General features: G+C 60.7%; 28 protein-coding genes. 17 read left to right on the top strand and 11 right to left on the bottom strand.

Going from position 1 to position 25,039, the window contains the following annotated elements:
- Positions 1 to 97 precede the first annotated feature (97 nt).
- Both KZX66_RS03350 and greB read left to right on the top strand, forming a co-directional pair.
- The gene (locus KZX66_RS03350) at positions 98 to 1,087 is read left to right on the top strand and encodes a hypothetical protein (protein WP_248076402.1); all 990 of its coding nucleotides are present in this window, start codon (positions 98 to 100) and stop codon (positions 1,085 to 1,087) included.
- 113 nt (positions 1,088 to 1,200) lie between these two features.
- Positions 1,201 to 1,674, top strand: coding sequence for a transcription elongation factor GreB (gene greB, locus KZX66_RS03345; RefSeq protein ID WP_248076400.1), 474 nt, complete (start codon positions 1,201 to 1,203; stop codon positions 1,672 to 1,674).
- 49 nt (positions 1,675 to 1,723) lie between these two features.
- On the opposite strand, the gene KZX66_RS03340 is transcribed toward greB, so the two are convergent.
- Complete coding sequence (locus KZX66_RS03340; RefSeq protein WP_248076399.1) at positions 1,724 to 4,234, bottom strand: ABC transporter permease; 2,511 nt, start codon at positions 4,232 to 4,234, stop codon at positions 1,724 to 1,726.
- Positions 4,234 to 4,917, bottom strand: coding sequence for an ABC transporter ATP-binding protein (locus KZX66_RS03335; protein ID WP_248076397.1), 684 nt, complete (start codon positions 4,915 to 4,917; stop codon positions 4,234 to 4,236). The genes KZX66_RS03340 and KZX66_RS03335 overlap by 1 nt, the downstream gene beginning before the upstream one ends.
- 10 nt (positions 4,918 to 4,927) lie before the next feature.
- On the opposite strand from KZX66_RS03335, the gene KZX66_RS03330 reads away from it, so the two are divergent.
- The 3 genes from KZX66_RS03330 (at position 4,928) to KZX66_RS03320 (ending at position 6,939) form a co-directional block, all read left to right on the top strand.
- Positions 4,928 to 5,533 (top strand): arylesterase, encoded by a 606-nt coding sequence (locus tag KZX66_RS03330; protein ID WP_248076396.1) that lies wholly within the window; start codon positions 4,928 to 4,930, stop codon positions 5,531 to 5,533.
- 58 nt (positions 5,534 to 5,591) lie between these two features.
- Positions 5,592 to 5,885: a hypothetical protein gene (locus KZX66_RS03325; RefSeq protein WP_025859175.1), complete on the top strand. Its 294-nt coding sequence runs from the start codon at positions 5,592 to 5,594 to the stop codon at positions 5,883 to 5,885.
- An 85-nt stretch (positions 5,886 to 5,970) separates the two neighbouring features.
- Positions 5,971 to 6,939 (top strand): L,D-transpeptidase family protein, encoded by a 969-nt coding sequence (locus tag KZX66_RS03320; protein ID WP_248076394.1) that lies wholly within the window; start codon positions 5,971 to 5,973, stop codon positions 6,937 to 6,939.
- A 134-nt stretch (positions 6,940 to 7,073) separates the two neighbouring features.
- Here KZX66_RS03320 and oprI read toward each other — a convergent pair whose 3' ends face one another.
- Positions 7,074 to 7,325: an outer membrane lipoprotei OprI gene (gene oprI / locus KZX66_RS03315; protein ID WP_003172710.1), complete on the bottom strand. Its 252-nt coding sequence runs from the start codon at positions 7,323 to 7,325 to the stop codon at positions 7,074 to 7,076.
- Positions 7,326 to 7,937: 612 nt separating this feature from the next.
- Between oprI and KZX66_RS03310 the strand changes: the two genes are divergently transcribed.
- Positions 7,938 to 8,219, top strand: coding sequence for a GNAT family N-acetyltransferase (locus KZX66_RS03310; protein ID WP_248076393.1), 282 nt, complete (start codon positions 7,938 to 7,940; stop codon positions 8,217 to 8,219).
- A 76-nt stretch (positions 8,220 to 8,295) separates the two neighbouring features.
- On the opposite strand, the gene KZX66_RS03305 is transcribed toward KZX66_RS03310, so the two are convergent.
- Both KZX66_RS03305 and KZX66_RS03300 read right to left on the bottom strand, forming a co-directional pair.
- Positions 8,296 to 9,372, bottom strand: a complete 1,077-nt coding sequence (locus KZX66_RS03305; protein WP_248076391.1) for a 3-deoxy-7-phosphoheptulonate synthase — start codon at positions 9,370 to 9,372, stop codon at positions 8,296 to 8,298.
- A gap of 131 nt (positions 9,373 to 9,503) precedes the next feature.
- Positions 9,504 to 9,938, bottom strand: a complete 435-nt coding sequence (locus KZX66_RS03300) for a PilZ domain-containing protein (RefSeq protein WP_248076389.1) — start codon at positions 9,936 to 9,938, stop codon at positions 9,504 to 9,506.
- Here KZX66_RS03300 and KZX66_RS03295 point away from each other — a divergent pair.
- The 5 genes from KZX66_RS03295 (at position 9,937) to cysB (ending at position 13,839) form a co-directional block, all read left to right on the top strand.
- Complete coding sequence (locus tag KZX66_RS03295) at positions 9,937 to 10,323, top strand: thioredoxin (RefSeq protein ID WP_248076386.1); 387 nt, start codon at positions 9,937 to 9,939, stop codon at positions 10,321 to 10,323. The two genes, KZX66_RS03300 and KZX66_RS03295, sit on opposite strands and share 2 nt — an antisense overlap.
- Positions 10,320 to 11,273, top strand: coding sequence for a putative 2-dehydropantoate 2-reductase (locus tag KZX66_RS03290; protein ID WP_248076383.1), 954 nt, complete (start codon positions 10,320 to 10,322; stop codon positions 11,271 to 11,273). Before KZX66_RS03295 ends, KZX66_RS03290 begins: the two co-directional genes overlap by 4 nt.
- Positions 11,274 to 11,288: 15 nt before the next feature.
- Positions 11,289 to 12,206, top strand: a complete 918-nt coding sequence (locus KZX66_RS03285) for a 5'-nucleotidase (protein ID WP_248076381.1) — start codon at positions 11,289 to 11,291, stop codon at positions 12,204 to 12,206.
- Between the two features lie 53 nt (positions 12,207 to 12,259).
- Entirely contained in the window at positions 12,260 to 12,760 is a 501-nt protein-coding gene (locus tag KZX66_RS03280; RefSeq protein WP_248076378.1) for a universal stress protein, read from the top strand.
- A 104-nt stretch (positions 12,761 to 12,864) separates the two neighbouring features.
- Positions 12,865 to 13,839 (top strand): HTH-type transcriptional regulator CysB, encoded by a 975-nt coding sequence (cysB, locus tag KZX66_RS03275; RefSeq protein ID WP_017849520.1) that lies wholly within the window; start codon positions 12,865 to 12,867, stop codon positions 13,837 to 13,839.
- Between the two features lie 5 nt (positions 13,840 to 13,844).
- Here cysB and KZX66_RS03270 read toward each other — a convergent pair whose 3' ends face one another.
- Positions 13,845 to 14,327, bottom strand: a complete 483-nt coding sequence (locus KZX66_RS03270) for a GreA/GreB family elongation factor (RefSeq protein WP_248076375.1) — start codon at positions 14,325 to 14,327, stop codon at positions 13,845 to 13,847.
- 15 nt (positions 14,328 to 14,342) lie between these two features.
- Positions 14,343 to 14,711: a hypothetical protein gene (locus KZX66_RS03265; RefSeq protein WP_248076372.1), complete on the bottom strand. Its 369-nt coding sequence runs from the start codon at positions 14,709 to 14,711 to the stop codon at positions 14,343 to 14,345.
- A 132-nt stretch (positions 14,712 to 14,843) separates the two neighbouring features.
- Here KZX66_RS03265 and earP point away from each other — a divergent pair, with 132 nt between their 5' ends.
- The 4 genes from earP to KZX66_RS03245 all read left to right on the top strand — a co-directional run bounded on the left by earP (position 14,844) and on the right by KZX66_RS03245 (position 20,909).
- The gene (earP, locus tag KZX66_RS03260) at positions 14,844 to 15,977 is read left to right on the top strand and encodes an elongation factor P maturation arginine rhamnosyltransferase EarP (RefSeq protein ID WP_248076369.1); all 1,134 of its coding nucleotides are present in this window, start codon (positions 14,844 to 14,846) and stop codon (positions 15,975 to 15,977) included.
- Between the two features lie 49 nt (positions 15,978 to 16,026).
- Complete coding sequence (locus KZX66_RS03255; protein WP_003233368.1) at positions 16,027 to 16,599, top strand: elongation factor P; 573 nt, start codon at positions 16,027 to 16,029, stop codon at positions 16,597 to 16,599.
- A 234-nt stretch (positions 16,600 to 16,833) separates the two neighbouring features.
- Complete coding sequence (locus tag KZX66_RS03250; RefSeq protein ID WP_248076367.1) at positions 16,834 to 19,797, top strand: LodA/GoxA family CTQ-dependent oxidase; 2,964 nt, start codon at positions 16,834 to 16,836, stop codon at positions 19,795 to 19,797.
- Positions 19,797 to 20,909 carry a tryptophan 7-halogenase gene (locus tag KZX66_RS03245; protein WP_248076365.1) on the top strand — a complete coding sequence of 371 codons (1,113 nt, stop codon included), beginning with the start codon at positions 19,797 to 19,799 and terminating at the stop codon, positions 20,907 to 20,909. Before KZX66_RS03250 ends, KZX66_RS03245 begins: the two co-directional genes overlap by 1 nt.
- A gap of 46 nt (positions 20,910 to 20,955) precedes the next feature.
- Here the strand turns inward: KZX66_RS03245 and KZX66_RS03240 are convergent, their stop codons facing one another.
- The 3 genes from KZX66_RS03240 to KZX66_RS03230 all read right to left on the bottom strand — a co-directional run bounded on the left by KZX66_RS03240 (position 20,956) and on the right by KZX66_RS03230 (position 23,000).
- A complete protein-coding gene (locus KZX66_RS03240) occupies positions 20,956 to 21,375 on the bottom strand; it encodes an organic hydroperoxide resistance protein (RefSeq protein ID WP_010176159.1) in 420 nt (139 codons plus the stop codon).
- A gap of 141 nt (positions 21,376 to 21,516) precedes the next feature.
- A complete protein-coding gene (locus KZX66_RS03235) occupies positions 21,517 to 21,969 on the bottom strand; it encodes a MarR family transcriptional regulator (protein ID WP_248076364.1) in 453 nt (150 codons plus the stop codon).
- An 80-nt stretch (positions 21,970 to 22,049) separates the two neighbouring features.
- On the bottom strand, positions 22,050 to 23,000 hold the full coding sequence (locus KZX66_RS03230) for a LysR family transcriptional regulator (RefSeq protein WP_248076362.1): 951 nt from the start codon (positions 22,998 to 23,000) through the stop codon (positions 22,050 to 22,052).
- 110 nt (positions 23,001 to 23,110) lie between these two features.
- Here KZX66_RS03230 and KZX66_RS03225 point away from each other — a divergent pair, with 110 nt between their 5' ends.
- Positions 23,111 to 23,860 (top strand): sulfite exporter TauE/SafE family protein, encoded by a 750-nt coding sequence (locus KZX66_RS03225; protein ID WP_248076360.1) that lies wholly within the window; start codon positions 23,111 to 23,113, stop codon positions 23,858 to 23,860.
- Here KZX66_RS03225 and KZX66_RS03220 read toward each other — a convergent pair.
- Complete coding sequence (locus tag KZX66_RS03220; protein WP_248076358.1) at positions 23,850 to 24,731, bottom strand: LysR family transcriptional regulator; 882 nt, start codon at positions 24,729 to 24,731, stop codon at positions 23,850 to 23,852. The two genes, KZX66_RS03225 and KZX66_RS03220, sit on opposite strands and share 11 nt — an antisense overlap.
- Positions 24,732 to 24,801: 70 nt before the next feature.
- Between KZX66_RS03220 and KZX66_RS03215 the strand changes: the two genes are divergently transcribed.
- Complete coding sequence (locus KZX66_RS03215) at positions 24,802 to 25,008, top strand: DUF1127 domain-containing protein (RefSeq protein ID WP_248076355.1); 207 nt, start codon at positions 24,802 to 24,804, stop codon at positions 25,006 to 25,008.
- The last annotated feature ends 31 nt before the right edge of the window (positions 25,009 to 25,039 follow it).

Raw genomic sequence — 25,039 nt, 5'->3', positions numbered from 1 at the left:
TCGGTTAGTACTTATAAGGAAATTCCTACGTGCGCATCAGGCACGAGACTGAAACAATTGATGTGTGTTTTTGAATGCCTGATGAGGCCTGATTACCATGATGCTTCTACGTACTCTTGTTCTTGAGCGCAACGGCCAGGATTCACCCGTCAACGGCGCATTGCTTTGCGGGTTTGCCATCGGTCAGATAGCCTCTAATTTTCTTGTTTACAGCTTGGATGAAGAAGTCGAGCCGGGTAGTTCGAGGGTGTATATCGCAACCTTGAAAAAAAAAGCCGAACGGTTCTTTTTGGGCGGCATCGAGTCCCAAGAGGATTTGCAGGCCGCTATGCAGGTGTTCAAGCAGATTCTGGTACTGGCAGCCGGTTCGGGAACAAAGGCAGGCGGTTCCACTGAGACCCAGTTGGCTTACCATTTTTTAGATCTGAAGGGCTGTAAATTGCCGCCTGCCAGGCCGGAGGATCATCATTCATTGATCATCAAGAAGGCATTGGTGATGAAAGTGATCACCTTGGGTATCTCCGCGCCCACGTTGCCGGCTATTGAAAGCGCTACGTTGATCGTGCCGTCTATTCGCTTTTCATCGCAAATGATCTCCGCGCCCAGGGCTTCGAGCCGAGCGGAGCCTGATCGTCTACCGTTGCAGGAGGCCACAGCGGAGGCACCTCCAAACGTGCTCGTCGAGACACCCGCAGTCGTTGTGCAAGATGTGCCGGTTGCGCCGAGCGAACCCGACATAGCGACGCAGCCAACGCTTGCGCCGCCAGCCGATGACAGTGCGTTGTTCCAGATGGACAGCACACTCACCAACCTTGCCCGCGTCGCGCAGGAGTTAACCCAGCAGAAACGTGCTGTGCTCGAGCAGGAGAGTGCGTTGGAGCAGTGGAAGGTACGGCTGCGGCAGGAACAGGCTCAAGTGGACGACGCCGCGCAGGCACTGGAGCAGCGTACCCTTGAGCTGCACGAGCAGACGCGGGTGCTCAGCCAGAAAACCGATGCCCTCAGTGTGATAAAGACGCAGCTATTGGATTTGCGCCAGAATCTGCAGGGGATGCTGCACGAACTGGATCAAGCGTTGGAGCGTTAGAACTGGCCTGGCTACTTTCCCCGGTTCATTTATCATCGACGTCAGCCAGTCGCCGCCAGAGCTTGAGCCCTGGCGTATCGACATCAACGGATATTGCCTGGGGATGCAAGGGTTTGAGTACCAAGCTGATTACCAAAGAAGGTCATGAAGCACTGAAGAAAGAGCTGGATTATCTGTGGCGGGAGAAGCGCCCGGACACCACGCGCAAGGTGACGTGGGCCGCTTCTCTGGGGGATCGCAGCGAGAATGCCGACTACCAGTACAACAAGAAGCTGCTGCGCGAGATCGACCGCCGCGTGCGCTATTTGCGCAAACGCCTGGAAGATATGCGCGTGGTCGAGTACATGCCCGAGCAGGAAGGGAAGGTGTTTTTCGGCGCGTGGGTCGATATCGAAAACGAACACGGCGAAACCAAGCGCTTTCGTATTGTCGGTTATGACGAGATTTATGAGCGCATGGACTACATTTCCATCGACTCGCCGATGGCGCGCGCGCTGTTGCGCAAGCAAGTCGACGATGAAGCCATCGTGCAGACTCCAAGTGGCGATGTGTGTTGGTGGATTACCGGGATTGAATACGTGAAGTAAGCGATGCTGGCCCGCACCCTTTTAGTCAAGGGTGCGGGCCAGCGACGTCTCAGCCTTCGCGCAATACGGTCAGAGGGCTGGCGTTCAGCGCACGGCGGGTGCCGGATACCCCGGCGCCGCCGATCAGCACGGCGCCGATCACTGGCAACAGCAGCAGCCATGGGTGGGGTTGCCACGGCAGGTCGAAGGCGTAGCGATAAAGCACCCACGTCACCAGCTCGGTGCCCAATGCCGCCAACAAGCCACTTACCGCGCCCAACAAGCCGAACTCGATGCGCCGGGCCTTGACCAGTAATGCGCGTTCCGCACCCAACGCCCTTAGCAGCGCGCCTTGGCGGATGCGCTCATCCAGGGTGGCCTGCAAGCCGGAGAACAACACCGCCATCCCTGCTGCCAGTACAAACAACAGCACGTACTCCACCGCCAGGGTGACCTGAGCGAGGATGCTGCGCAGTTGCTCCAGCAGAGCTTCGACTTGCAGGATGGTCACTGCCGGGAAGGCCCGCGACAGGTCGACGATCTGCTGGTCATGACCCGGTGCCAGATAGAAGCTGGTCAGGTAGGTGGTCGGCAGATCCTTCAAGGTTCCCGGCTGGAAGATCATGAAGAAGTTGGGTTGGAAGTTATCCCAGTTGATGGTTCGCAGGCTGGTGACCCGCGCTTCGCGATTTTCTCCGGCCACCGTAAACACCAGGTGGTCGTTGAGTTTGAGCTTGAGGCTTTGCGCGACCTTGGCCTCCACCGAAACGCCGGGGATATCATCGGCTGGTTGTGCTGACCACCACACGCCCTCAGTCAGCGCATTGCCCGGCGGCAGGTCGGCGGCCCAGGTCAGGCTCAGGTCGCGTTGTACGGCGCGGTCACCGCTGGAGTCCTTGCTCACAATCTCTTGCACCGGCTCGCCGTTGATACTGATCAGCCGCCCCGGCACCACCGGGTACAACGGTGCCGATTGCGCCTGCAGCTCCAGCAGGCGGGCGCCAAAGGTGTCCTTGTCGGCCGGCAGGATATTCAGCGCGAAATAGTTGGGCGCGTCCTTGGGCAACTGGTTTTGCCAGGTGTCGAGCAACTCGCCGCGCAGCAGGGCGATCAAGCCCATGGACAACAGGATCAAGCCAAACGCCAGCGATTGCCCGGCTGCTGCCAATGGGTGACGCAGCAACTGGCCCAGGCCCAGACGCCATGGCAGGGAGGCACGAGCCAACAGGCGCCGCAGACTTTGCAAGAGCAGGAGCAGCAAGCCTCCCAGTACCAGTGCCGCCACCACGCCACCGCCGAGCAGGGCGAAGGTCAGCACCAGATCAAGGCTCAGGCGCCACATGATCAAACCCAGGGCGAACAACGCGGCACCGTAAACCATCCAGGTGCTGGACGGGATGGGCAGCAGATCGCGCCGCAACACCCGCAGCGGCGGCACGCGACCCAGTGCGGCCAGTGGCGGCAGGGCAAAACCGGCGAGCGCGACCAGCCCCGTGCCGATCCCGGCCAGGGCCGGTAAAAGCCCGCCTGGAGGCACATCGGCAGGCAGCAAGTCGTGCAGGAAGTAGAACAGGCCAAACTGCGCCAGCCAGCCGAGCAGGGCGCCGGCCAGGCTCGCCAACAGGCCCAGTACCGTCAATTGCAGGCTGAACAGCAACAGGGCTTCACGTCGGGACAAGCCCAGGCAGCGCAGCAGTGCGCTGGCATCGAAACGTCGGGTTGCGAAGCGGTTGGCGGAAAGGGCGACCGCCACACCGGCCAGCAGCACGGCCACCAGGCTGGCCATGTTCAGGTAGCGTTCGGCTTTGCCGAGAGCGCCGCCGATCTGCTGGTTACCGTCCCGTGAGTCCTGTAGGCGCTGGTTGGCGGCCAGGCCGGGCTTGACCAGGTCACGATAGGTTTGCAGCGCTGTGCTGCCCTGCGGCCCGCGCCACAGCTCGCGGTAACTGACGCGGCTGCCGGGCTGGACCACGCCTGTGGCGTCCAGGTCTGACAGGTTGATCATCACGCGGGGGGTGAGGCTGTAGAAATTGCCGGCGCGATCGGGTTCATAGGTCAGCACGCGGGCCAGGCGCAAGGTCTTCATGCCCACGTCGATACTGTCACCCACCTTGAGCGCCAGCGCCGTCAGTAAGCGTGCCTCCACCCAGGCTTCGCCGGGTTTCGGGCCGCCGCCCGCGGTTTCTTCACCAAAGGGCGCCGCCGCGCTTTTAAGTTCGCCACGCAGCGGATAGCGTTCATCAACTGCCTTGATGCTGGAGAGCTGGATGCCGTTGTCGGCGGCAATGACACTGGAAAACTCCACCACACGAGCGTGATCCAGGCCCAGTTCGGTTCCGGACTTGATCTGCTCGGGCCGCGCCGGCGAGCTGCCTTCGAGCACCAGGTCGGCGCCGAGGAACTCGGTGGCACGCAGCAGCATGGCGCCATTGAGGCGCGCACCGAAATAACCGATCGCGGTGCTGGCGGCGACGGCCACCAGCAGGGCAAAAAACAACACGCGCAATTCACCGGCGCGGGCATCGCGCAGTAATTGGCGCATGGCAAGACTGAACAGGCGCAACAGCGGCAAACGTGCCATCAAGGCTCCAGGGGCGCGACCATCAGGCCGGCTTCAAGGCGGATCAGGCGTCGGCAGCGTTGGGCCAGGCGCTCGTCATGGGTGACCAGCACCAGGGTCGTGCCGTTCTCTTTATTGAGTTCGAATAACAAGTCGCTGATGCGCTCGCCGGTGTGGCTGTCGAGGTTGCCGGTGGGTTCATCGGCAAACAGCACGTCCGGTTCGGCGGCAAAGGCGCGGGCAATTGCCACCCGTTGCTGCTCACCGCCGGAGAGTTGGCGCGGTGAATGGGTCAGGCGTTTGCCCAGGCCCACGCGCTCCAGCAAATGCCTGGCGCGCTCGCGGGCGTCTTTGCGGCCGTCCAGTTCCAGGGGCAGCATGACGTTTTCCAGTGCATTGAGGCTGTCGAGCAGTTGGAATGACTGGAAGACGAAGCCCACGTGCTCGGCACGGATGCGCGCGCGCTGGTCTTCATCGAGGCGGCTCAGGGCCTGGCCTGCGAGGTTGACTTCGCCGCTGCTGGGCAGGTCGAGGCCAGCCAGCAGGCCGAGAAGGGTGGATTTGCCGGAACCGGAACTGCCGACGATGGCCAGGCTGTCGCCTTTGTTCAGTTCCAGGCTCAGTTCGTGCAGGATAGTCAGTTCACCTTCCGCGCTGGGAACCACTTTGCTAAGGTTCCGCGCGGTGAGAATGCTTGCGCCCATGGAGAATCCGATGCGAATGTGGTTTTTGAGTGCTGGCCTGGCCTTGATGTGCATGGCCCAGAACGCAGCGGCGGGTACAGTCCTGATCGTTGGCGATAGTATCAGTGCCGGTTTCGGCCTGGATACCCGCAAAGGGTGGGTCGCCTTGCTGGAGCAACGGCTCAAGCAGGAAGGTTTCGACGATAAAGTGGTCAACGCCTCCATCAGTGGCGACACCAGTGCCGGCGGCCTCGCGCGGCTGCCTGCGGCGCTTGCGGAGCATAAGCCGCAGGTGGTGATTATCGAGTTGGGCGGCAATGATGGCCTGCGCGGACAACCGCCTGCGCAATTGCAACAAAATCTTGCCTCGATGATCCAGAAGTCCCAGGACAGCGGCGCGAAGGTGCTGTTGCTGGGCATGCAGATTCCGCCCAATTACGGCAAGCGATATGTCGACGCCTTCGCCAAGGTATTCGGTGACGTAGCGGAGCAGAAAAAGGTGCCGTTGGTGCCGTTTTTCCTTGAGGGTATCGGTGGTCATCCCGAGATGATGCAAGCTGATGGCTTGCATCCTGCGGTCGGCGCCCAGGGCAAGTTACTGGAAAATGTCTGGCCGACGCTAAAACCGCTGCTATGACGCTTTTCTACCGGCAGGCTTTCGGCTAAGGTGGCGCCCCCCCGATCTGGAGCCCCTGATGTCGCGTCCTGCCTGGTCCCTGTTCAACTATCAACTGATCGAGCCTGACGAGCAGCTGGATCTGTTCGCCTGCCAGGAAGTACGGGTGCATTTGGTGACGCGACAATTGGAGTTGGGGGGCTCCATCGATCGCACGCTGTGCGGCACGCTATTGCCGGCGCAGCCGCGCTGGTCGAGGGTCGATCGGTCGATATTCCAGGACCAGCGCCTGTGCCCCCTGTGCCGTGCGATCCTTGAGTCCCAGAAGCGTGGCACGCCGCCGATCTGGCCGGAGCTGCGTTTCGAGCTGTAGGGCCTCGACAAGCTTGCAGTTGGAAGCTCGCTTCACGTATACAATCGATTTTTACCTCCCCGTCGTTCTGCGAAGGATTTTCCGGATGTTGTCGCGCCTTTCCGTCGTCACTTGCTGCCTGTCTCTCGCTGCCCTCTGTGCGGCCGGTTCTGCATCCGCTTTGCAGTTGCCTTTGCCTCCACCGGGTGAAGACATTGTCGGGCAGGTCCAGGTGATCAAGGCGAAGTACGAAGACACGTTCGCTGACCTGGGCACCACCTACGACCTGGGCTATTCGGAGATGGTCGCGGCCAACCCCGGTGTTGATGCCTGGTTGCCGGGGGCGGGGACCGACATCGTATTGCCGACGCGCTTCATTCTGCCGCCGGGGCCGCGCGAAGGTATCGTGATCAATCTGGCGGAGTACCGGCTCTATTACTTCCCCAAGGGGCAGAACGTGGTCTACACCTTTCCGCTCGGGATTGGTCGCGAAGGCTGGGGTTCACCGATCGCCCACACCAGCATCATCGCCAAGACGCCTAACCCGACCTGGACCCCACCCGCGTCGATCAAGGCCGAACACGCCGCCAACGGTGATCCGCTGCCCAACGTTGTACCGGCCGGCCCGGACAACCCCCTGGGCCCGTTCAAGTTCACCCTGGGCACGCCGGGTTACCTGATCCACGGTTCGAACATGAAGTTCGGCATCGGTACGCGTACCAGCCATGGCTGCTTCCGCATGTTCAACAACAACGTGCTGGAAATGGCCGGCATGGTGCCGGTTGGCACCTCGGTGCGGATCATCAACGACGCCTACAAGTTCGGCAGCAGCGGCGGCAAGGTCTACCTGGAAGCCCATACGCCGTTAAACGATGACGGCACGCCGTCGGTGGTCGACAAGCACACGGCGGTGATCAACGCGTTGCTCAAGCGTGAAGACCTGGCCAATAACCTGCGCGTCAACTGGGACCAGGTGCGCGATGTGGTCGCGGCGGAAGATGGTTTACCGACTGAAATCGGCGTACCCGGCGCGGCTCCGATAGCCTCCAGCACGCCAATCGATCTGCAGCAGTAAGCCTGTTGGATCAGGAACCCGCCAAAGCCTTGCGCTGCGGCGGGTTTTTATTGTCTGGCGTTCAGGCACGAACGACGGACAATAAAAAAGCCGATCCATAAATGGATCGGCTTGGTAACAACCCCGAGGGACTATTACTTGCGGCTAGCTTTTTCAAGCATACGCAGAGCGCGCTCGTTAGCTTCGTCAGCAGTCTGTTGTGCTTTTTGAGCAGCAGCCAGAGCTTCATCAGCTTTACGGTAGGCTTCGTCTGCACGGGCCTGGGAGCGAGCTGCTGCGTCTTCAGTTGCAGTCAGACGAGCTTCGGTTTCTTTGGAGACGCTGCTGCAACCGGTAGCCAGAACTGCGGCCAGAGCCAGAGCAGAGAATTTCAGAACGTTGTTCATCGTGTTCCCCTTCAAGGACTTTCTATTAAATGGCTACTTTCTCAGAGTGAGCTAATAGCCGGCGTACATACTACCCATTACTTGTAGTAAGTAAACTGACGTAGCGCAAGAAGCAAAAAAAATTCTCGCGCGGAATCTATTTTGACCAACCTTGTGGAGGTTTGTATAAAAAGCGGCCAATTTTTTTCCGCCGGACGCACACCGCACTCAGGCTGAAACGTCCGTCCCGCATGCATCACACCCGGTGTGTAGATGAAAATTTATATATTCAGGGCGACACTTGCGTCACGTTCACGATCGCTTCACCATGCATCTTTTACGCATGTAAAGGTGACTTTAAGAGCGCCTGTTCGTCTCAAGGTTCAACTGCCGGCAATGTTCAGGCTTTCGGTCACCCGTTGATCGAAGCCCTTTCTATATCCACCAGCGGCAGGGGATGACGAGTGTGCCTTGAGCAATTGCAGGATTGGCGCCTACTATTCCCTACGTGCTGGTTGTGAGCGCTCAAGGATTTCTCGTTGTCGAATCCGGCACGGGGTGGCGTAGATGTTCCTTCGCCGGAAAAACATCGGTAAGGTAGGGGTCACACACCAAGACCCGCGAGGAGTAGTGATGAGCGAGGCGTTGTCCATCCACCATGACCAGGCTGGTCATCAGTTCGAGACCAATGTGGACGGTCATCGTGCCTATCTGACCTATATGGACCTCGGGAAGCAGACCCTGGATATCTATCGGACCTTCGTGCCCAACGCACTGCGAGGCCGAGGTATTGCGGCGGCATTGACCGAGGAAGCCCTGAAGTTTGCCGATGAGGCCGGCTATGCGGTGATTCCGTCCTGCTCCTATGTCGAACGCTACATGGAACGCCACCAGCGCCATGCCGCGAAGCTGTAAAGCTTAAACAACACACACAAAAACGCCGGGTTCAGCCCGGCGTTTTTGTGTGCGCGATTCAGATACAGGTACGGGCTCAGGTGCGCTTGCGGGTCGGCAAGACGTCCTTGAGCTTGGCGTGCATGCTGCGCAGGGTGTTCTCGGTGGCGGCCCAATCGATGCAGGCATCGGTAATCGACACGCCGTACTGCAAGTCGGCCAGGTCTTTTGGAATGGCCTGGCAACCCCAGTTCAGGTGGCTCTCGACCATCAGGCCGATGATCGACTGGTTGCCTTCGAGGATCTGGTTGGCGACGTTCTCCATCACCAGCGGCTGCAGGGCCGGGTCCTTGTTGGAGTTGGCGTGGCTGCAGTCGACCATGATGTTTGGCTTGATCTTGGCCTTGTTCAGCGCTTGTTCACACAGGGCGACGCTGACCGAATCGTAGTTGGGCTTGCCGTTGCCGCCACGCAGCACTACGTGACCGTAGGCGTTGCCTTTGGTGGTGACGATCGAGACGCCGCCTTCCTGGTTGATGCCCAGGAAACGGTGAGGGCTGGAAACCGATTGCAGCGCGTTGATCGCCACGGTCAAGCCGCCGTCGGTGCCGTTCTTGAAGCCGACGGCCGAGGACAGGCCGGACGCCATTTCGCGGTGGGTCTGGGATTCGGTGGTACGCGCGCCGATGGCCGACCAGCTGATCAGGTCCTGCAGGTACTGCGGGGAGATCGGGTCCAGCGCTTCGGTGGCGGTGGGCAGGCCCATTTCGGCCAGGTCCAGCAACAACTGACGACCGATGTGCAAACCGTCCTGGATCTTGAACGAGTCGTCCAGGTACGGGTCGTTGATCAAGCCTTTCCAGCCGACCGTGGTGCGTGGCTTCTCGAAATAGACGCGCATCACCAGGTACAAGGTGTCGGACACTTCCGCCGCCAGCACCTTGAGGCGCTCGGCGTATTCGTGGGCAGCCTTGAGGTCGTGGATCGAGCACGGGCCGATCACAACGAACAGGCGGTGGTCGGTGCCGTCGAGAATGTCACGGATGACTTCGCGGCCCTTGGTGACGGTCTGCAGGGCAGCGTCGCTCAGGGGGATTTCGCGCTTGAGCTGGTCAGGTGTGATCAGCGTCTCGTTGGATTCGACGTTTAGGTCATTGATCGGTAAATCAGCCATCGTGTTACTCGTCAGGGTCACGGGTGCCGGCCGCCAGCCATCCCCGTGCGGCGGAGCACAGCATGATTTGGATGCAGGGGGGAGGAACCTTAGCGCGTAACACGGGCCCGCGACAATGGGCAAAGCCCGCTTTAATCGAGTGTTGGTCGCACAAACGCCTCATGGGAGAACTCGCTGGCGTGGCGTGACACCCACTCGCGGGCCAGTGCTTCGACTTGGGCAGGTGTAGGTTCGGCATCTTCATGCTGGCGGCAGTAGCGCTCCATCCGGCATGCTTGCTCACCCATTCGGGCTCCGAACAACGCATGTTCATCGGTAAACGAGACCGCGACGCGGTAGCCGTTTTCCACCTTGCGACACCATGCCACGTAGCCCGGATAGCGCGCGTTGGCGCCCAGGGATGGGATATGCAGGTCTACGGCGGTGCCCTGGCGCCAGGCGCGCGGGCAATTGCAGGCGATGCCGCCCAGGCCGATAGTGTGCAGGCGTTGGCGGGGAATGGTGGGGGAAGGACGTTGGATCAACAGCGCGGCGACATCATCAGGGTGAGGTAAAAAACGACCCATGTACACGGACTCCGAGCACCGTCCAATTGACGGAGGCAGCAGCAGTATAGTGAAGGAACACGAATTGACCGACTTGGATATTGACCAGCAATTGCTGGGATTGCCAGGCATTTCGCTGCTGGTGTTCACCAGTGTCGGCTGTTCCAGTTGCCGCTGGGCGCGCCAGCAATTGCCCGGCTGGCAACTGCCGGTGGACCGGCTGTGCTGGGTGGACGCCGGGGACAACGGCGGCGCGGTCGAGCGTTACCAGATCTTTCATTTGCCTGCGTTGTTCGTGGTGTGCGAGGGTCAATTCCTCGGACAGTTACAGACCCGCCTTACGTCTGCCGACCTTACCGACGCGATCAATCAAGCGCTTACCCGCACTCCAGAGGACTTGCCATGACCACTCAATCCCCGCGCATCGGCATTATCGGTACCGGTGCCATCGGTGGTTTCTACGGTGTGATGCTGGCGCGCGCCGGGTTTGATGTGCACTTCCTGCTGCGCAGCGAATACGCGGTGGTCCGCGAGCACGGCTTGCACCTCAACAGCACGTTGCACGGCAAGCTCCACCTGCACCCGGTGCAGGCGTATGCCCGTGCTGCCGATATGCCGCCGTGCGACTGGTTGCTGGTGGGCACCAAGTCCACCGGCAACATCGACCTGGCACCGACTCTCGCCCAAGTCGCGGCCCCTGACGCCAAAGTGGTGTTGCTGCAAAACGGTCTGGATGTGGAAGACAGTCTGCGTGAACACCTGCCGCCGTCGCTGCATTTGCTTGGCGGCTTGTGTTACATCGGCGTGCATCGCTCCGGGCCCGGGGTGGTGGAGCACCAGGCGCTGGGGCGGGTCAACCTGGGTTATCACAGTGGCAGCGCGGCCAACGATGAGAGCCGCCAACAGGCGATTGTCGAAGCCGGTGCGGCGTTGTTTCATCAGGCCGGCATCGAGTCCCAGGCCATGGCCAATGTGCATCAGGCGCGCTGGCACAAGCTGGTGTGGAACGTGCCGTATAACGGCCTCTCGGTAGTGCTGAATGCGGGCACCACCGCGATGATGGCGGACCAATCCAGCCGTGAGTTGATCCAGGCGCTGATGGCCGAAGTGGTGCAGGGCGCCCATGCCTGCGGTCATGAAATCCCCAAGAGCTACGCCGAGCAAATGTTCGCAATGACCGAGACCATGGACGACTACCTGCCGAGCATGTACCACGACCACGTGCACAAACGCCCGCTGGAATTGGCGGCTATTTATGCCCGCCCGTTAGCCGCCGCCAAAGCCGCTGGCTGTGAGTTGCCGCGGATGCAGGCGCTGTACCAGGCCTTGAGTTTTATTGATCGGCGTAATCGCTGAAGCGGGGGAGACAGCATGGCAAAGGGACTGGGCGACAAACTGGTACTGGCGATTTCGTCGCGGGCCTTGTTCGACCTGAGTGACAGCCACAAGGTCTACCTGGCCCAAGGGGTGGAGGCCTACCGCAAATATCAGATCGAACACGAGGAAGAAATCCTTGAGCCCGGCGACGCGTTCCCGCTGGTGAAGAAACTCCTGAGCCTGAATGCCAGCCTCGGTCGGGCTCGGGTCGAAGTGGTGCTGGTGTCGCGCAACAGTGCCGACACCGGCTTGCGCGTGTTCAATTCGATCCAGCATTACGGGTTGGACATTTCCCGCGCAGCCTTCGTGGGCGGGCGTAGTCCCTATCCTTATTTGGCCGCGTTTGGTTGCCACCTGTTTCTCTCGACCCATGCTGAGGACGTGCGCAGCGCCCTGGATGCAGGTTTTGCGGCTGCAACGATTCTATCGGGCGGTGCGCGCAGGGCATCCAGCGAAGAGCTGCGGATCGCCTTCGACGGCGACGCGGTGCTGTTTTCCGATGAGTCCGAGCGTGTGTATCAGGCCGGTGGGTTGGCGGCGTTCCAGGCCAGCGAGCGCGAGTCGGCGCGTCAGCCGTTGCATGGTGGCCCGTTCAAAGGTTTTCTGGCGGCGCTTAACCTGTTGCAGCGCGAGTTCCCGGACGAGGCCTGCCCGATCCGTACCGCGCTGGTTACGGCGCGTTCGGCACCTTCCCATGAGCGGGTGATTCGTACGTTGCGCGAGTGGGATATTCGCTTGGATGAGTCCTTGTTTCTCGGTGGCCTGGAGAAATCCGCGTTCCTGGAAGCGTTCGCCGCCGATGTGTTTTTCGATGACCAGGCCGGTCATTGTGAGAAGGCCAGGGAAGTGGTGGCCACCGGGCATGTGCCCCATGGCATCAGTAACGAAGTGAGGATTCAGGCCGAGCCTTAAGGGCGCTGCTAAGCTCATTCAATCTCCTCCAGCCTGGCAGTCCAGGAGGTTTTATGATTCGTTCGATGCTCTATGCCACGGACCTCGGTCTCTACGCGCCGTATGTGATGCAGCATGCGCTGGCGTTGGCGCGGACGTTCAAGGCGGACCTGTATGTGATTCATGTGGTCGAGCCGATGGGGCTGTTCGCTGAGTCGGTGTTGCAGAGCTACCTTGATGAAAAAGCCTTGAGCGAATGGCAAAGCCGGGGGATGAACACCGTGATGGCCACCATTGAGCAACGGGTACTCGACAGTTTTCGCGAGGAGTTGGAAGAAGGAGAGCAGGACCTGCAGTTGATCCGTTCGGTACGCGTGATCCAGGGCGACCCCTGCGAGGTGATTCTCGACCAACTGCGCAAACTTTCGGCCGACTTGTTGATCGTAGGAAGTCACAGCGACGCAACGGCGGCGGCCACCCCCCTTGGTCGCACCGCTGCTCGGGTGTTGCAGCTGTCTACTGTGCCGGTTTACCTGGTGCCGTCTTTACAACGTCGACGCAGTGACGACATGTGAAGGCTGATCGCGATAAAAAAGTTCTAGATTTATCCGTCCGACCTTTAATATAGTTATATGCCGTCGCTGATACCCGTGGCGTCTATCTGCTTTGAGGGCTACATATGAAGCTTCAACAACTGCGCTACATCTGGGAAGTGGCGCACCACGACCTCAACGTTTCCGCTACCGCTCAAAGCCTTTACACCTCGCAACCCGGTATCAGCAAGCAGATCCGCCTGCTCGAAGATGAGTTGGGCGTCGAAGTGTTCGCGCGCAGCGGCAAGCACCTGACTCGCGTCACGCCCGCCGGTGAACGCATCATCACCACCGCCGGCGAAATCCTGCGTAAAGTCGAGAGCATCAAGCAGATCGCCCAGGAATTCTCCAACGAGAAAAAAGGCACCCTGTCGATCGCCACCACCCATACCCAGGCGCGGTATGCCTTGCCGCCGGTGATCCGCGATTTCATCAAGCAATACCCGGACGTGGCCCTGCACATGCACCAGGGTTCGCCGATGCAGATCGCCGAAATGGCCGCCGATGGCACCGTCGATTTCGCCATTGCCACCGAAGCCCTGGAGCTGTTCGGCGACTTGGTGATGATGCCGTGCTACCGCTGGAACCGCTGCGTGGTGGTGCCCCAGGGTCACCCGCTGGCCAAGCTGCCGAAACTGACCCTCGAAGCCCTGGCGGAATATCCGATTGTCACCTACGTGTTCGGTTTTACCGGACGCTCCAAACTCGACGAAGCCTTCAGCCACCGTGGCCTCACGCCGAAAGTGGTGTTCACCGCCGCCGACGCCGACGTGATCAAGACGTACGTACGCCTGGGCCTGGGCGTGGGAATCGTCGCCAAAATGGCGGTCGACACCCAGCTCGACAAAGACCTGGTGGTACTTGATGCCAGCGAACTGTTCGAGTCCAGCGTGACCAAGATCGGTTTCCGTCGCGGTACGTTCCTGCGTGGCTTCATGTGCGATTTCATCGAAAAGTTCGCGCCGCACCTGACCCGCGAAGTCATGGCCAAGGCGATCCAGTGCCACAACAAGCAGGAACTGGAAGAGCTGTTCGACGGCGTGGAACTGCCCGTTCACTAAGACGCTCAGCGGGCCTCGGTCACGGTGAAGTATTGCCGGGCGCCCGCCACCAGAATCTCCACCTCGTCATCGACGCACTTGCCCAGCAGGCCTTTGCCCAAGGGCGAGCGCGGGGTGATGACGGTCACCGGTTGCCCGACCACGTCCACTTTCAACCCCGCCGCATCCGGCGCGAGAAACAGCCACTGCTGGCGCGCGTTCTCGTCTTCCAGGCCCACGAGTGTGCCCACCTCTATACCGCGTCTGTCCTCGTAGGGCCGCAGTTGCAGGTTCTGGCACAGCACCAGCGATTGCTTGATCTCTTCGACCCGCTTGGCTTGCCCGGCCGCCAGATAGGAAGCCTCCAGCCCCAGCGTGTCGTATTTGTTCTCGGCGATGTTTTCTTCGTGGGTCGCGGTTTCGTAGGCCGTTTGCGCGGCGCGTTGGGCGATGTCGAGGTCGACGGTGAGTTTTTCCAGGATCAACTGGAGGACGGCATGTTTATTCATGGCTGTGCTTGATCATCAATCGCAGAATTGCAGGACATTGGCCCGACTCTTTTCATTCGGCGCGTTCCTGTCCTGTTGCAGCCAGAACTGGCATTTGGGGTTCGACAGGTTGCGTGCGTTGTCGCGCGCCTGATCGAGGGTTTGTTGCTGTTCCTGTTTTTGCAGGTTCTGCTGGTACTGCTCGAACATACGGTTGGGCGGCTCGGGCGCCGCGACGGCCGGCTTGCCCAACTGCTGGACCGCCTGAGCCACGGGCGCGAGGCTCTGCGGGAACAGGTAACGCGATGCCAGCCAGGCGGTCAGCACAATGGCGATAAACCCCAGCCACAGGCCAAAAGCCACGGCTGCACTGAGCTTGAACAACGACAACGGACGTCCGGACATGATGGCCTCCTGGCAGGCATTGATGGCGTGGCGGCGATTGTCGCACAGCCACTGTGCAGAATAATCGCGATAGAGCCTTCTGCATCCGTGCATTTATGCGGACAATCGAGCCTTTGAGCGTTGGAGCCCGGAATGAAAGCCCGCTGGGATATTTTTTGCAGCGTCGTCGATAACTACGGCGACATCGGCGTGACCTGGCGCCTGGCCCGGCAATTGGTGGTCGAGCACCGCTGTGAGGTGCGCTTGTGGGTCGATGACCTGCGCGCGTTCGAGCGCATGTGCCCCGAGGTTGACGTGCAGGCGACCCAACAATGGCAGGACGGTGTCGAGGTGCGCCACTGGCCGGCCGAGTGGTCGGCTACGCCGGCCGCCGATGTGGTGATCGCCGCCTTCGCCTGCCAGCTGCCCCCTGACTATATGGAAGCCATGGCCGCGCGTGAGCGCACGCCGTTGTGGATGAACCTCGACTACCTGAGTGCCGAAGACTGGGTGGTGGGCTGCCATCGCCTGCCGTCGGTGAAGTTCAAGGGGGTGCAGAAGTACTTCTTTTTCCCCGGTTTCCGCGCCGGTACCGGTGGTCTGTTACGTGAGGCCGGGTTGATTGAGCAGCGTCAGGCGTTTCAGGCGGACGCCGCAGCGCAGCGACAATTCCTGCAGGGGTTGGGTGTATTTCCGGCAGCCGGTGCGCGGTTGTTTTCACTGTTTGCCTACGAAAATGCCGGCCTTGCCGGTTGGCTGGACGCCTTGTCGACGGACGGGCGTGCCACTCATCTATTGGTGCCCGAGGGGCGCATCCTCGGGGATGTGCAGCGCTGGCTCGGTGTGACGGCGTTGGCCGCGGGCGACGTGCATCAACGCGATGCCCTGACCGTGCAAGTGCTGCCGTTCGTGCGTCAGGCGCACTATGACCACTTGCTGTGGTGCTGCGATTTCAACGCCGTGCGCGGCGAAGACTCATTTGTCCGCGCCCAGTGGGCCGGGCGGCCGTTGCTGTGGCACATCTACCGACAGGATGAAGACATCCACCTGGACAAGCTCGATGCTTTCCTGGCGCTGTACACCAAAGACTTGTCGCCCGCCGCCAGCGCTGCATTGGTGACGCTGTGGCAAGCCTGGAACACCGAGGGCGAGATGGCGCAGCCGTGGAAATTGCTGCTGGAGCACTGGCCGGAGGTGAGTCAGCACGCCCAAAGGTGGTGTCTGGAACAGGCCTTGCAGGCCGATCTTGCGACGGCGCTGGTACAGTTTTATGAAAGTTGGATATGATACGCCACCTTGATTTTTGTAAATCCCATCCAAATTTCGGATATATGCAATGAAAACTGGTAAAGAACTGAAACCCGGTACAGTGATCCGTCTCGAAAACGACCCTTGGCTGGTTCAGAAAGCTGAGTTCACCAAGTCTGGTCGTAACAGCGCAATCATGAAGACCAAGCTGAAGAACCTGCTGACCGGTTACAAGACCGAGATCGTCTACAGCGCCGATGACAAACTGGACGACGTGATCCTCGACCGCAAAGAAGCGACCCTGTCGTTCATCAGCGGCGACACCTACACGTTCATGGACACCACCGACTACACCATGTACGAGCTGAACGCTGAAGACATCGAAGCCGTTCTGCCATTCGTGGAAGAAGGCATGGACGACGTCTGCGAAGCCATCTTCTTCGAAGAGCGTCTGGTTTCCGTAGAGCTGCCGACCACTATCGTGCGTAAGGTTGCCTACACCGAAGGTTCCGCTCGCGGTGACACCTCGGGCAAAGTGATGAAGCCTGCCAAGCTGGCTAACGGTACCGAACTGCAAGTGGCCGATTTCATCGAAATCGACGACCTGATCGAAATCGACACCCGCGAAGGTGGTTCGTACAAAGGTCGCGCCAAGAAGTAATTCTGGCCGCTGCCCTGAAGGCGTGGTTCCCGCGCCTCGGGCCGCACAAGAGTCCGGCGTCTGAAAAGACGCCGGATTTTTTTCGCCGTTTTTTTGGCCCTCTCGTCGGCCTCAGTGCATCTTTTCAATACTCGACTATGGTTAGTGGCGAACTGCCTTCACTCGCAGCAGTGAAGGGCAGGCCCCCGCTCGCTCCGGTCCGTGCCGGTGAGTTAGCCATAAGGAAGAATAATGATGAGCATTGAAGCTGATCCGACGCCGCACGCCTTCGATAAAGCCGATCAAGCCCCCGAACGGCTCACCGAAATGTTTGTAGGAGGCCAGGAGAAACGTATCCAACTCGGCCAGTGCCCGGCCGAGCGCGCGGTGTTTCGCAAGCTGCATGGCGTGGCCAGTGGCCGTCTGGTGATGGAAAAGAACATCCCGGCCAAGCTGAAAGTGGGGGTATTCGCCCACGACAGCCTTGACGCCTGGGTCCGTTTTTCCAGCGATACCACACCCACCTCACCGGACCTGGGCAGCACTGTCGGGATCGGCATCAAGTTGTTTGGCGTCCCTGGGCCCAAGGCCCTGGGTGACGAGGGCGATACCGCCGATTTCATCATGCAGAATTTTCCGATCTTCTTTGTCGACAACGCCAAGGAAATGGTCGAGTTCACCTACGCCGGTACCGTGCTCAAGGACTACCCCGGCTACCTGAAAAAACACCCCAAGACCCACGACATCCTTAACCGCATGGGCGACAAGGTCGAAGGCAGCGTACTGACCACTCAGTACTGGGCCATTCTGCCGTTTCATTCGGGAAGCAAACGCTACGTCAAATTTCGCCTCGACCCCGAAACCCCGCCGGAAAACGTCCCCAACAACGAAACCGATTACCTGGGCGTCGATCTATGCCGTCGCCTTGCGCAGCGCGAATATAAATTCCGTTTCATGGTGCAGTTGCGCACCGATGCGCAGAGCATGCCGCTCGATGAGGCAACCGTTGAGTGGCCGGAAAGCGAAAGCCCGTTTGTGCATGTCGCCACACTGACCCTGTCGCAACAGGATGTGGCCCAGCGTGGCCAGGCGGAATACGGGCAAGGGCTGGCCTTTAACATTTGGCGCCTGCCCCCGGAGCAGGCACCGGTGGGCTCGATCGCCGAAGCCCGCAAAGTCGTCTACGCCGCAGGCGCGCGCGCGCGGCATGAAGCCAATGGCCAGGGTTTGCAGGATCCACCTCAAGCCCGTCCGGCGGCGTGCCCTTACTCCGCCGCCCAATCCTCGATCAGCGGCTTGGGCGAGGTGGGCGCCAAGGATCAATGCATCGTCAAAGCGGTGATCTACCCCTCAATCGGCGTGGCGCGCGTCGGTTCAAGCGAGTCGGAGTGGTTTGTGGGCCCTGAAGTGTGTGATCCGCCGCATCACGCCGCCGGTTTTTATCGCGATTCAAAGAAACAACTCAAGCGCCAGGCCGCGCGCTTTCGGGTGTATGGCGTAAACGTGCTGGGCGACATTGTGCGTGAACTCACCCCGGATAACGCAAAGATCCGCTGGCAGGTGCAATTGGCCAACACCAAGTCAGCCTGGTATGGCTTCCAGCTTGCGTTGGATATTCCGGAGGCTGCATCGGCGCCACCAACGACACTGCGCAATGCCGGCATTGCCGACCGCACACAGTTAGCCATTACTCCCAAGGCGAAGGTGGTCAGTGGCAAGAATGCCAAGCCCAAGAAGTTCGACGATGGCCGTTTCATGGGCAAGCCGGTGTACCTGGGCGAAACATTTACCGATGAACAGGGCCGCCTGATCGTGCTGGGGGGCCATGGTGCCGCAGGCGCTTGCGACGATAGCCGCGCGATCACGTTCGCGAACAACGAGGGTTGGTACGACGATACGTCGGACGGGCCGGTCAATGCCGAGGTGATCTACGACGGGCAGCCCCTGTTGGTTGACCCCGCGTGGGTTATCGTCGGCCCACCTAACTATGGGCCACAACGCAAGTCGGTGCGCACCATGTGGGACTTGATGCGCGATGTCGCCATCAAGGCTGGTACGTTGCCGATGCCGATGCGTCCCAGCTTCACGTTCGACATATTGCCGATTTTCGAACGGCTGGCCGGCCTGCAATGGGTGAATGCCGGCTTCGCATCCGGGTTTGGCTGGAAGGGCGTAAATGATCTGACCAGCGCGCAAGCGTTGGCGCGCTTGTCGAGTGCCAGCCCGGCGTATGTCGAACTGCGGCGCACCATTGCCAACCAGTTCCGTAATGATGCCGTGGACAGTTGGTCGCCCAAGCCCTGGCCATGGCTGTACGGTGACGCCATGGATGTGCCGGCAGCCAAGACACCTCGACAAAACGCCTCGCTCAGTGACACGCAGTTGGCCATGTTGGCGGAGTGGGCACGGGGCAATTTCGTGGAGGACTATGCTGCCGATCGCGTCGCGCCGCGCAGCCTCGATGAGGTGCCGCTGGCCCTGCAAGGCGATACGCTGACCAAGGCGGCGCTGGACTTTTGCCTGGCCGACGCTTTCCACCCCGGTTGTGAAATGACCTGGCCCGTGCGCACCGCCACGATGTACATGGCGCCGTTTCGCTTTGCCCATGCCCTGGACGGCTGGATTGCCCCGGCCTTGGGCGAGGTCATCACGTACGCCGCGATCAGCCTGACCAACGGCCCGCTCTGTGGTCAGCAGGCCGGTGGTCTGACCCGCTGGATGGCGGTGCCATGGCAAACCGACTCGGCCAGCTGCCGTTCGGGCTATGACAAAAACTATGACCCCTACGTGCCCTCGTTCTGGCCGGCGCGGGTGCCTAATCAGGTATTGACCCGGCAGAACTACGACATTGTCATGGACGAAAAAAAGCCCCTCGGCGAGCGCCTGGCTGCCTTCGCCAACCGGGCCTCCTGGATCGAGCCTTTGGGGGCCACCAGCTACACCGACCAGATCAACAATATGATTCACCACTTCGATCACCTGGGGGTCGTAGAGGTGCACGCCGGGCCCAGCGACCGCGAGCATTTCCCGGCCCACATTGAGGTGGAGGATCAACACGTGCCGATCAAGGATATGCCCAACCCGACCGCCAGCCCGCATTCTGCCAGTCATGAGGCGCTGCGTTTGCAGGTCGGTGCCCTGGCGGGGCCGCGTGCAGAATCGGTGGACATCATGACCATCGAGAAGGCCCAGCGTTTTCCACGGGGCCTGCCCGGCTGATGGCATTGGCGGCCGGCGTGCATGCCGATGTGGTAGTGCTGGGCAGTGGTCCCGCAGCGTGTTCGCTGGCGCTGAACCTGGCGCCGTTTTGTCATGTCTTGATGGTGGACAAGGGCGACGGGGAGGGCGCGAGTGTGGGTGAGTCGCTGCCCGCTGCGGCGGGGCGGTTGTTTCGGGACATGGGCTTGCTGGAAGCGTTTTTGCAGCAAAACCATGCCCCGTGTCACGCCAGCCGTGGCGCGTGGGGCGGCGCCCGGATGTGGGAGCAGCACGCCATGGGCAATTTGGACGGCCATGGTTGGCACCTCGACCGCAGGCTGTTTGACGCGTGGTTGCGCCAGGTCGCCCAGTCGCGCGGGGCAGGGGCGTTGACGCACACACGGCTGGTGTCTGTGCGCAGCCTTGCCGGTGAGATGCCGTGGCACCTCGAACTGCAACGCGGCGATCAGCGGCTGACGCTGAGTGCACGTTTTGTGGTTGATGCCAGTGGGCGCAGCAGCGCGTTTGCCAGGCAACTGGGATACAAGCGCAAGGCCAGGGACAAGCTGGTGTGTGGCTGGTTATTCGGGAGGGACGGTTGCGCGGGCGGTATCAGTGAATTGCACGCCGAAGCGCAGGGCTGGTGGTACACGTCGCCCTTGCCGAATGGCCGTCGCTTGCTGTCCTTTTACACCGACGCCGATTTGGACGCTGCCGCTTCTGCGCATCACCCCGAGAGGCTGCTCACGCGTGTACAGCATGTGCCGGAACTGAGTCGCACATTGGCGGCATACGGGTTCAGCGCCACTGGGTCCGTTGGGTTTTGTGCGGCGCATGGGGCAGCGTTGGAACAGGCCACAGGCGCAGGGTGGCTGGCGGTAGGCGACGCGGCGTTGTCGTTTGATCCTTTGTCTGCGCAGGGTTTGTTCAATGCGTTGTACACCGGGCTGGCCGGTGCCGAGGCGATTCATGCTCGGTTAGCGGGCGATGGTGCCGCCGCTGGGCGTTACCAGGCTGAGCTGGACCGCATTGAGGCGGCTTATTCGGCCCATTTGCGCGGCTGGTATGAAGAGGAGCGCCGCTGGCCGGATCAAGCGTTTTGGCAACGACGGCAGGGCATATCGCAGGTATGAAAAATCCGGAATCCTCATCAGATTCCGGATTTTTTTGGCCTGTAAATCAGACCGTCACATGCAGGCGTACATCGACATTACCGCGGGTGGCATTGGAGTACGGGCAGACTTGGTGAGCCGCGTCGACCAGGCTTTGTGCGTCATCCTGGGCCAGGCCGGGCAGGCTGATGTGCAGGTCGATATCCAGACCGAAACCGCCGGGGATCTGGCCGATGCCGACGTGAGCGGTGATCGAGGCGTCATCCGGGATTTTGCGTTTGGTCTGGCTGGCGACGAATTTCAGCGCGCCGATAAAACAGGCCGAGTAACCGGCGGCGAACAGTTGTTCCGGGTTGGTGGCCTGGCCACCGGCGCCGCCCAATTCTTTTGGCGTGGACAGTTTGACGTCGAGGATGTTGTCGCTGGAAACAGCGCGACCATCACGGCCGCCGGTGGCGGTGGCTACTGCGGTATAGAGCGTTTGCATGGCATTTTCCTCTTTGCATTTAGCGCTAACTGTTTGCGCGCTAAGTAGTTGGTGAGGCGAATGTATAGCGCTAATGTTTAGCGCGCAAGATAAATTTAAAAAATATTCGCTTGTGAGGTTCTTCCTGCTCTTGTGCGAGGACTAAACGGCGCCTTGCAGATTGCTGCGCAGGGCAATCAAATCGGCTTGCAGCTTACGCAACTGCTCCAGCTCCATGCCGCTGGCACCTAGGATGCACTGGGGAATACCCATGGCCTTTTCCTGCAGGGCGCGACCTGAGCCAGTCAGTTCCACCACTACCACGCGCTCGTCTTCGCGGCTGCGGGTACGACTGAGCAGGCCCTCAGCTTCCAGGCGTTTGAGCAACGGCGTGAGCGAACCGGGATCGGTCAGCAGGCGGCTGCTGATTTCACCGACAGTCAAGCCGTCCTCTTCCCACAGCACCATCATGGCCAAGTACTGCGGATAGGTCAGGCCGAGGGCTTGCAGCAGCGGTTTGTAGACCTTGGTCATCAGCAGCGAGGTGGAGTGCAGAGCGAAACACAGCTGATTGTTCAGCATCAGCGATTCGCACGGGTCAGGATTTTTGCTCATGGCAGTGCCTCAAAAAAGCGTCTATGGGCTGGAATCTAGCGGGCAAATGTTTAATGCGCCAGATAATCTTGGGCGGACGCTCAAATCAACCCGCTCTGCAGCGCCAGATCCCACGGCGGAACCGGGCTGAAACGGGATTTGAGGTATTCAAGCAACAAGCGACTGCGTGCATTGGGCTGCTGCTCCAGGCGCAGTGCATAGATCCCGGTGGTTTCCGGGCTGGGCAGACCGCCTTCGCAAAACAGCGGCAGCAGTTCGCCGCGCACCAGGTATTCACTGGCCAGCCAGGTGGGCAGGTGGGCGATGCCCAACCCGGCCAACGCACCGGAGAGCAGGGCTTCGGCATTATTGGCGCTCATGCGGATGCGCTGCGGGCGGTACGTGGCGCGGCGCCCGTCCAGTTCGAAGCGCCAGGCGAACATCGGTGCCAGGCCATCCCAGTCCAGGCCGTCGTGTTCGCTCAAGTCACGCGGATGCGTCGGCGTGCTGCGGCTTTTCAGGTAGGCCGGGCTGGCGCAGGCGATGCGCACGATACTGGCCAGGGGCGTGGCGATCAGCCGGGTGTCGACGATATGCCCGGCGCGCAGCACCAGGTCGACTTTGCCCAGGTGCGCGCCCTGCATGTCCACGAAGCTGTCGATCAGGTGCAGGTGCACATCCAGGCCGGGGTACACATTCAGAAAGTCCGCGATCACCGGCGCCAAGTGCCGTCGGCCAAACGCCGCCGGTGCGTCCACGCGAATCAAACCCTCCGGCGCATGGCTCAGAGACACTGCTTCGGCCCGTGCCAGTTGCAACTCGCTGACAATCCGCCGCGCGCGTTCGGCGAACGCCAGGCCGGCGGGTGTGGCAACCACCGCGTGGGTACTGCGCTGGAATAAGCGACTGCCCACCGAGCTTTCCAGGCTGTCGATGCGCCGCGCCACGGCGGAAGGCGTCAGCGGATGCCTGCGTGCGGCGGCGGAAAAGCTGCCGGTTTCCAGCACCTCGAGAAACAGGCTCAACTGATCGGTGAGGGTATTGGGGTTCATCGGGGCTGCGCTTATGCGAGATTGGCACAGCCATTGTGCGTTGCTGTGCGTTTCCGCGCTAGAGCCGACTGCGTAGCATGAGGCCCATTGGTAATACGGAGTAACGAGCGGTGTGGGACTTAGTGATGTATCTGGTGTTGGGGGCTGCCTTGGGCACGGTGGGCGGGCTGTTTGGCATTGGTGGCGGGTTGATCGCCATCCCGGTGCTCGGCGTACTGTTCGGCCTTGACCAGCAAATCGCCCAGGGCACCGCGCTGGTGATGGTGGTGCCGAATGTGATGCTCGCGCTGTGGCGTTATCACCAGCGCAACCGCATTGAACTGCGCCACGCACTGCCGTTGGGGGTGATGGGCTTCAGTTTTGCCTGGCTGGGTTCAATCTGGGCCGTGGGCCTGGATGCCGGTGTTATGCGCATTGGCTTTATCGCGTTTCTGGTGGCGCTGTCGGCCTACAACCTTTTGCGCATGTTCACCCGCAATGCGCCGCCGACTGCGCAGATGCGCTACGCCTGGCCGTGGTTGGGCGTATTGGGCGCGGTGTCGGGCTCCATGGGCGGGCTGTTCGGCGTCGGCGGTGCGGTGGTTGCCACACCGGTACTCACCAGCGTGTTCGGCACCACCCAAGTGGTCGCCCAAGGGCTGTCCTTGGCGTTGGCGCTGCCCAGCACCGGGGTGACCCTGATCACTTACGCCTGGCATCAGGAGGTCGACTGGATGATCGGCATACCCTTGGCCGTCGGCGGCCTGCTGAGTATCAGTTGGGGTGTAAAAGTGGCCCACGCCTTGCCTGAACGCCTGTTGCGCGGGCTGTTCTGCGGCTTTCTGGTGGTGTGTGCGGTGATGCTGACATTCAAAGTCTGAAGCCTTCAAGGATGTACTCGGCCAGGCAGTCGGTGATGGGCGAATTCATCGCCGGGTTGCGCAGCAAGTGCAGGTTCATCGAGGGCAGCGGCGGGAAACCCTCGTCGCTGCCCAGCACGCGCAAGTCTTGCGTCACCAGGCTTTCCATACTGATCATCACCGCCAGGCCCGCACTGACCACCGCCTGAATCGCCGCCACGTTGGTGCTGTGATAGGCCATGCGATAGTCCCGCCCCGCGGTCTTCAGCGCGGTGCAGGCCCACTGGGTGTAGACGCAGTCGGCACCTGACATCGCCAAGGGCAGGGCATCGTGCTCGTCCATGCAGAAGCACGGAGCCGCTGCCCAAACGATGCGCTCGGTGCGCAACAGTTCGCCGATTTCCTTGCCGGGCTCGCGACTGATCACGGTCAGCGCCAGGTCGCGTCGCTGCATCAATACGCCGGACGATTCGCAATGCAGCTCGATCTGGATCAGCGGATAGGCCTTGGAGAACTGCTTGAGTATCCCCGGCAGAAAGCGCATCACGTAGTCATCCGGCGTACCAATGCGCACCAGGCCGACCATGTGCGGCTCGCGCAAGGTGTTGAACACTTCACTGTGCAGTTTCAGGATGCGCCGCGCATAGCCCAGCAACACCTGGCCCTCGGGCGTCAGCCGCACCTGACGACCATCGCGCTCGAACAACTTGCGCTGCAGCACGTCTTCTTCCAGGCGTTTCATTTGCATGCTCACCGCCGATTGCGTGCGGTTGACCTGCTCGCCCGCGCGGGTAAAACCGCCTTGGTCGGCAATGGCGACGAAGGTGCGCAGCACGTCGGTGTCGATACTCGGGTAGCCTGGCAATTGATCAATCTCCGAGATGTATTGCATAAGAAACATTCGTTGGATTGATCATAGTGCGGGGCACACACTTTCGTCATCCCCACGGGAGGGCGAGAAGATGAAAGGTCAAAAAGGTTTTGTGTTGATGGCTAAGCGGCCGCTGCTCGGGCTGTTTCAAACGATTGCCCGGTGGCAGATCGTGCACCGCGAACGCCAGCTGCTGGCGAGCATGAGCGACGATGCGCTCAAGGACATCGGTCTCAACCGTGCCGATGTGGCGCACGAGACTCATCGGCATTTCTGGGAAGATCCGCTGCGCAAATGACCGAGGATGCAGTAGGGTAGGCCGCGAGCAA

It is taken from the genome of Pseudomonas sp. EYE_354 (assembly GCF_023148575.1).
Taxonomy (GTDB): Bacteria; Pseudomonadota; Gammaproteobacteria; order Pseudomonadales; family Pseudomonadaceae; genus Aquipseudomonas.
This window is presented reverse-complemented; position numbering and strand designations above follow the sequence as displayed.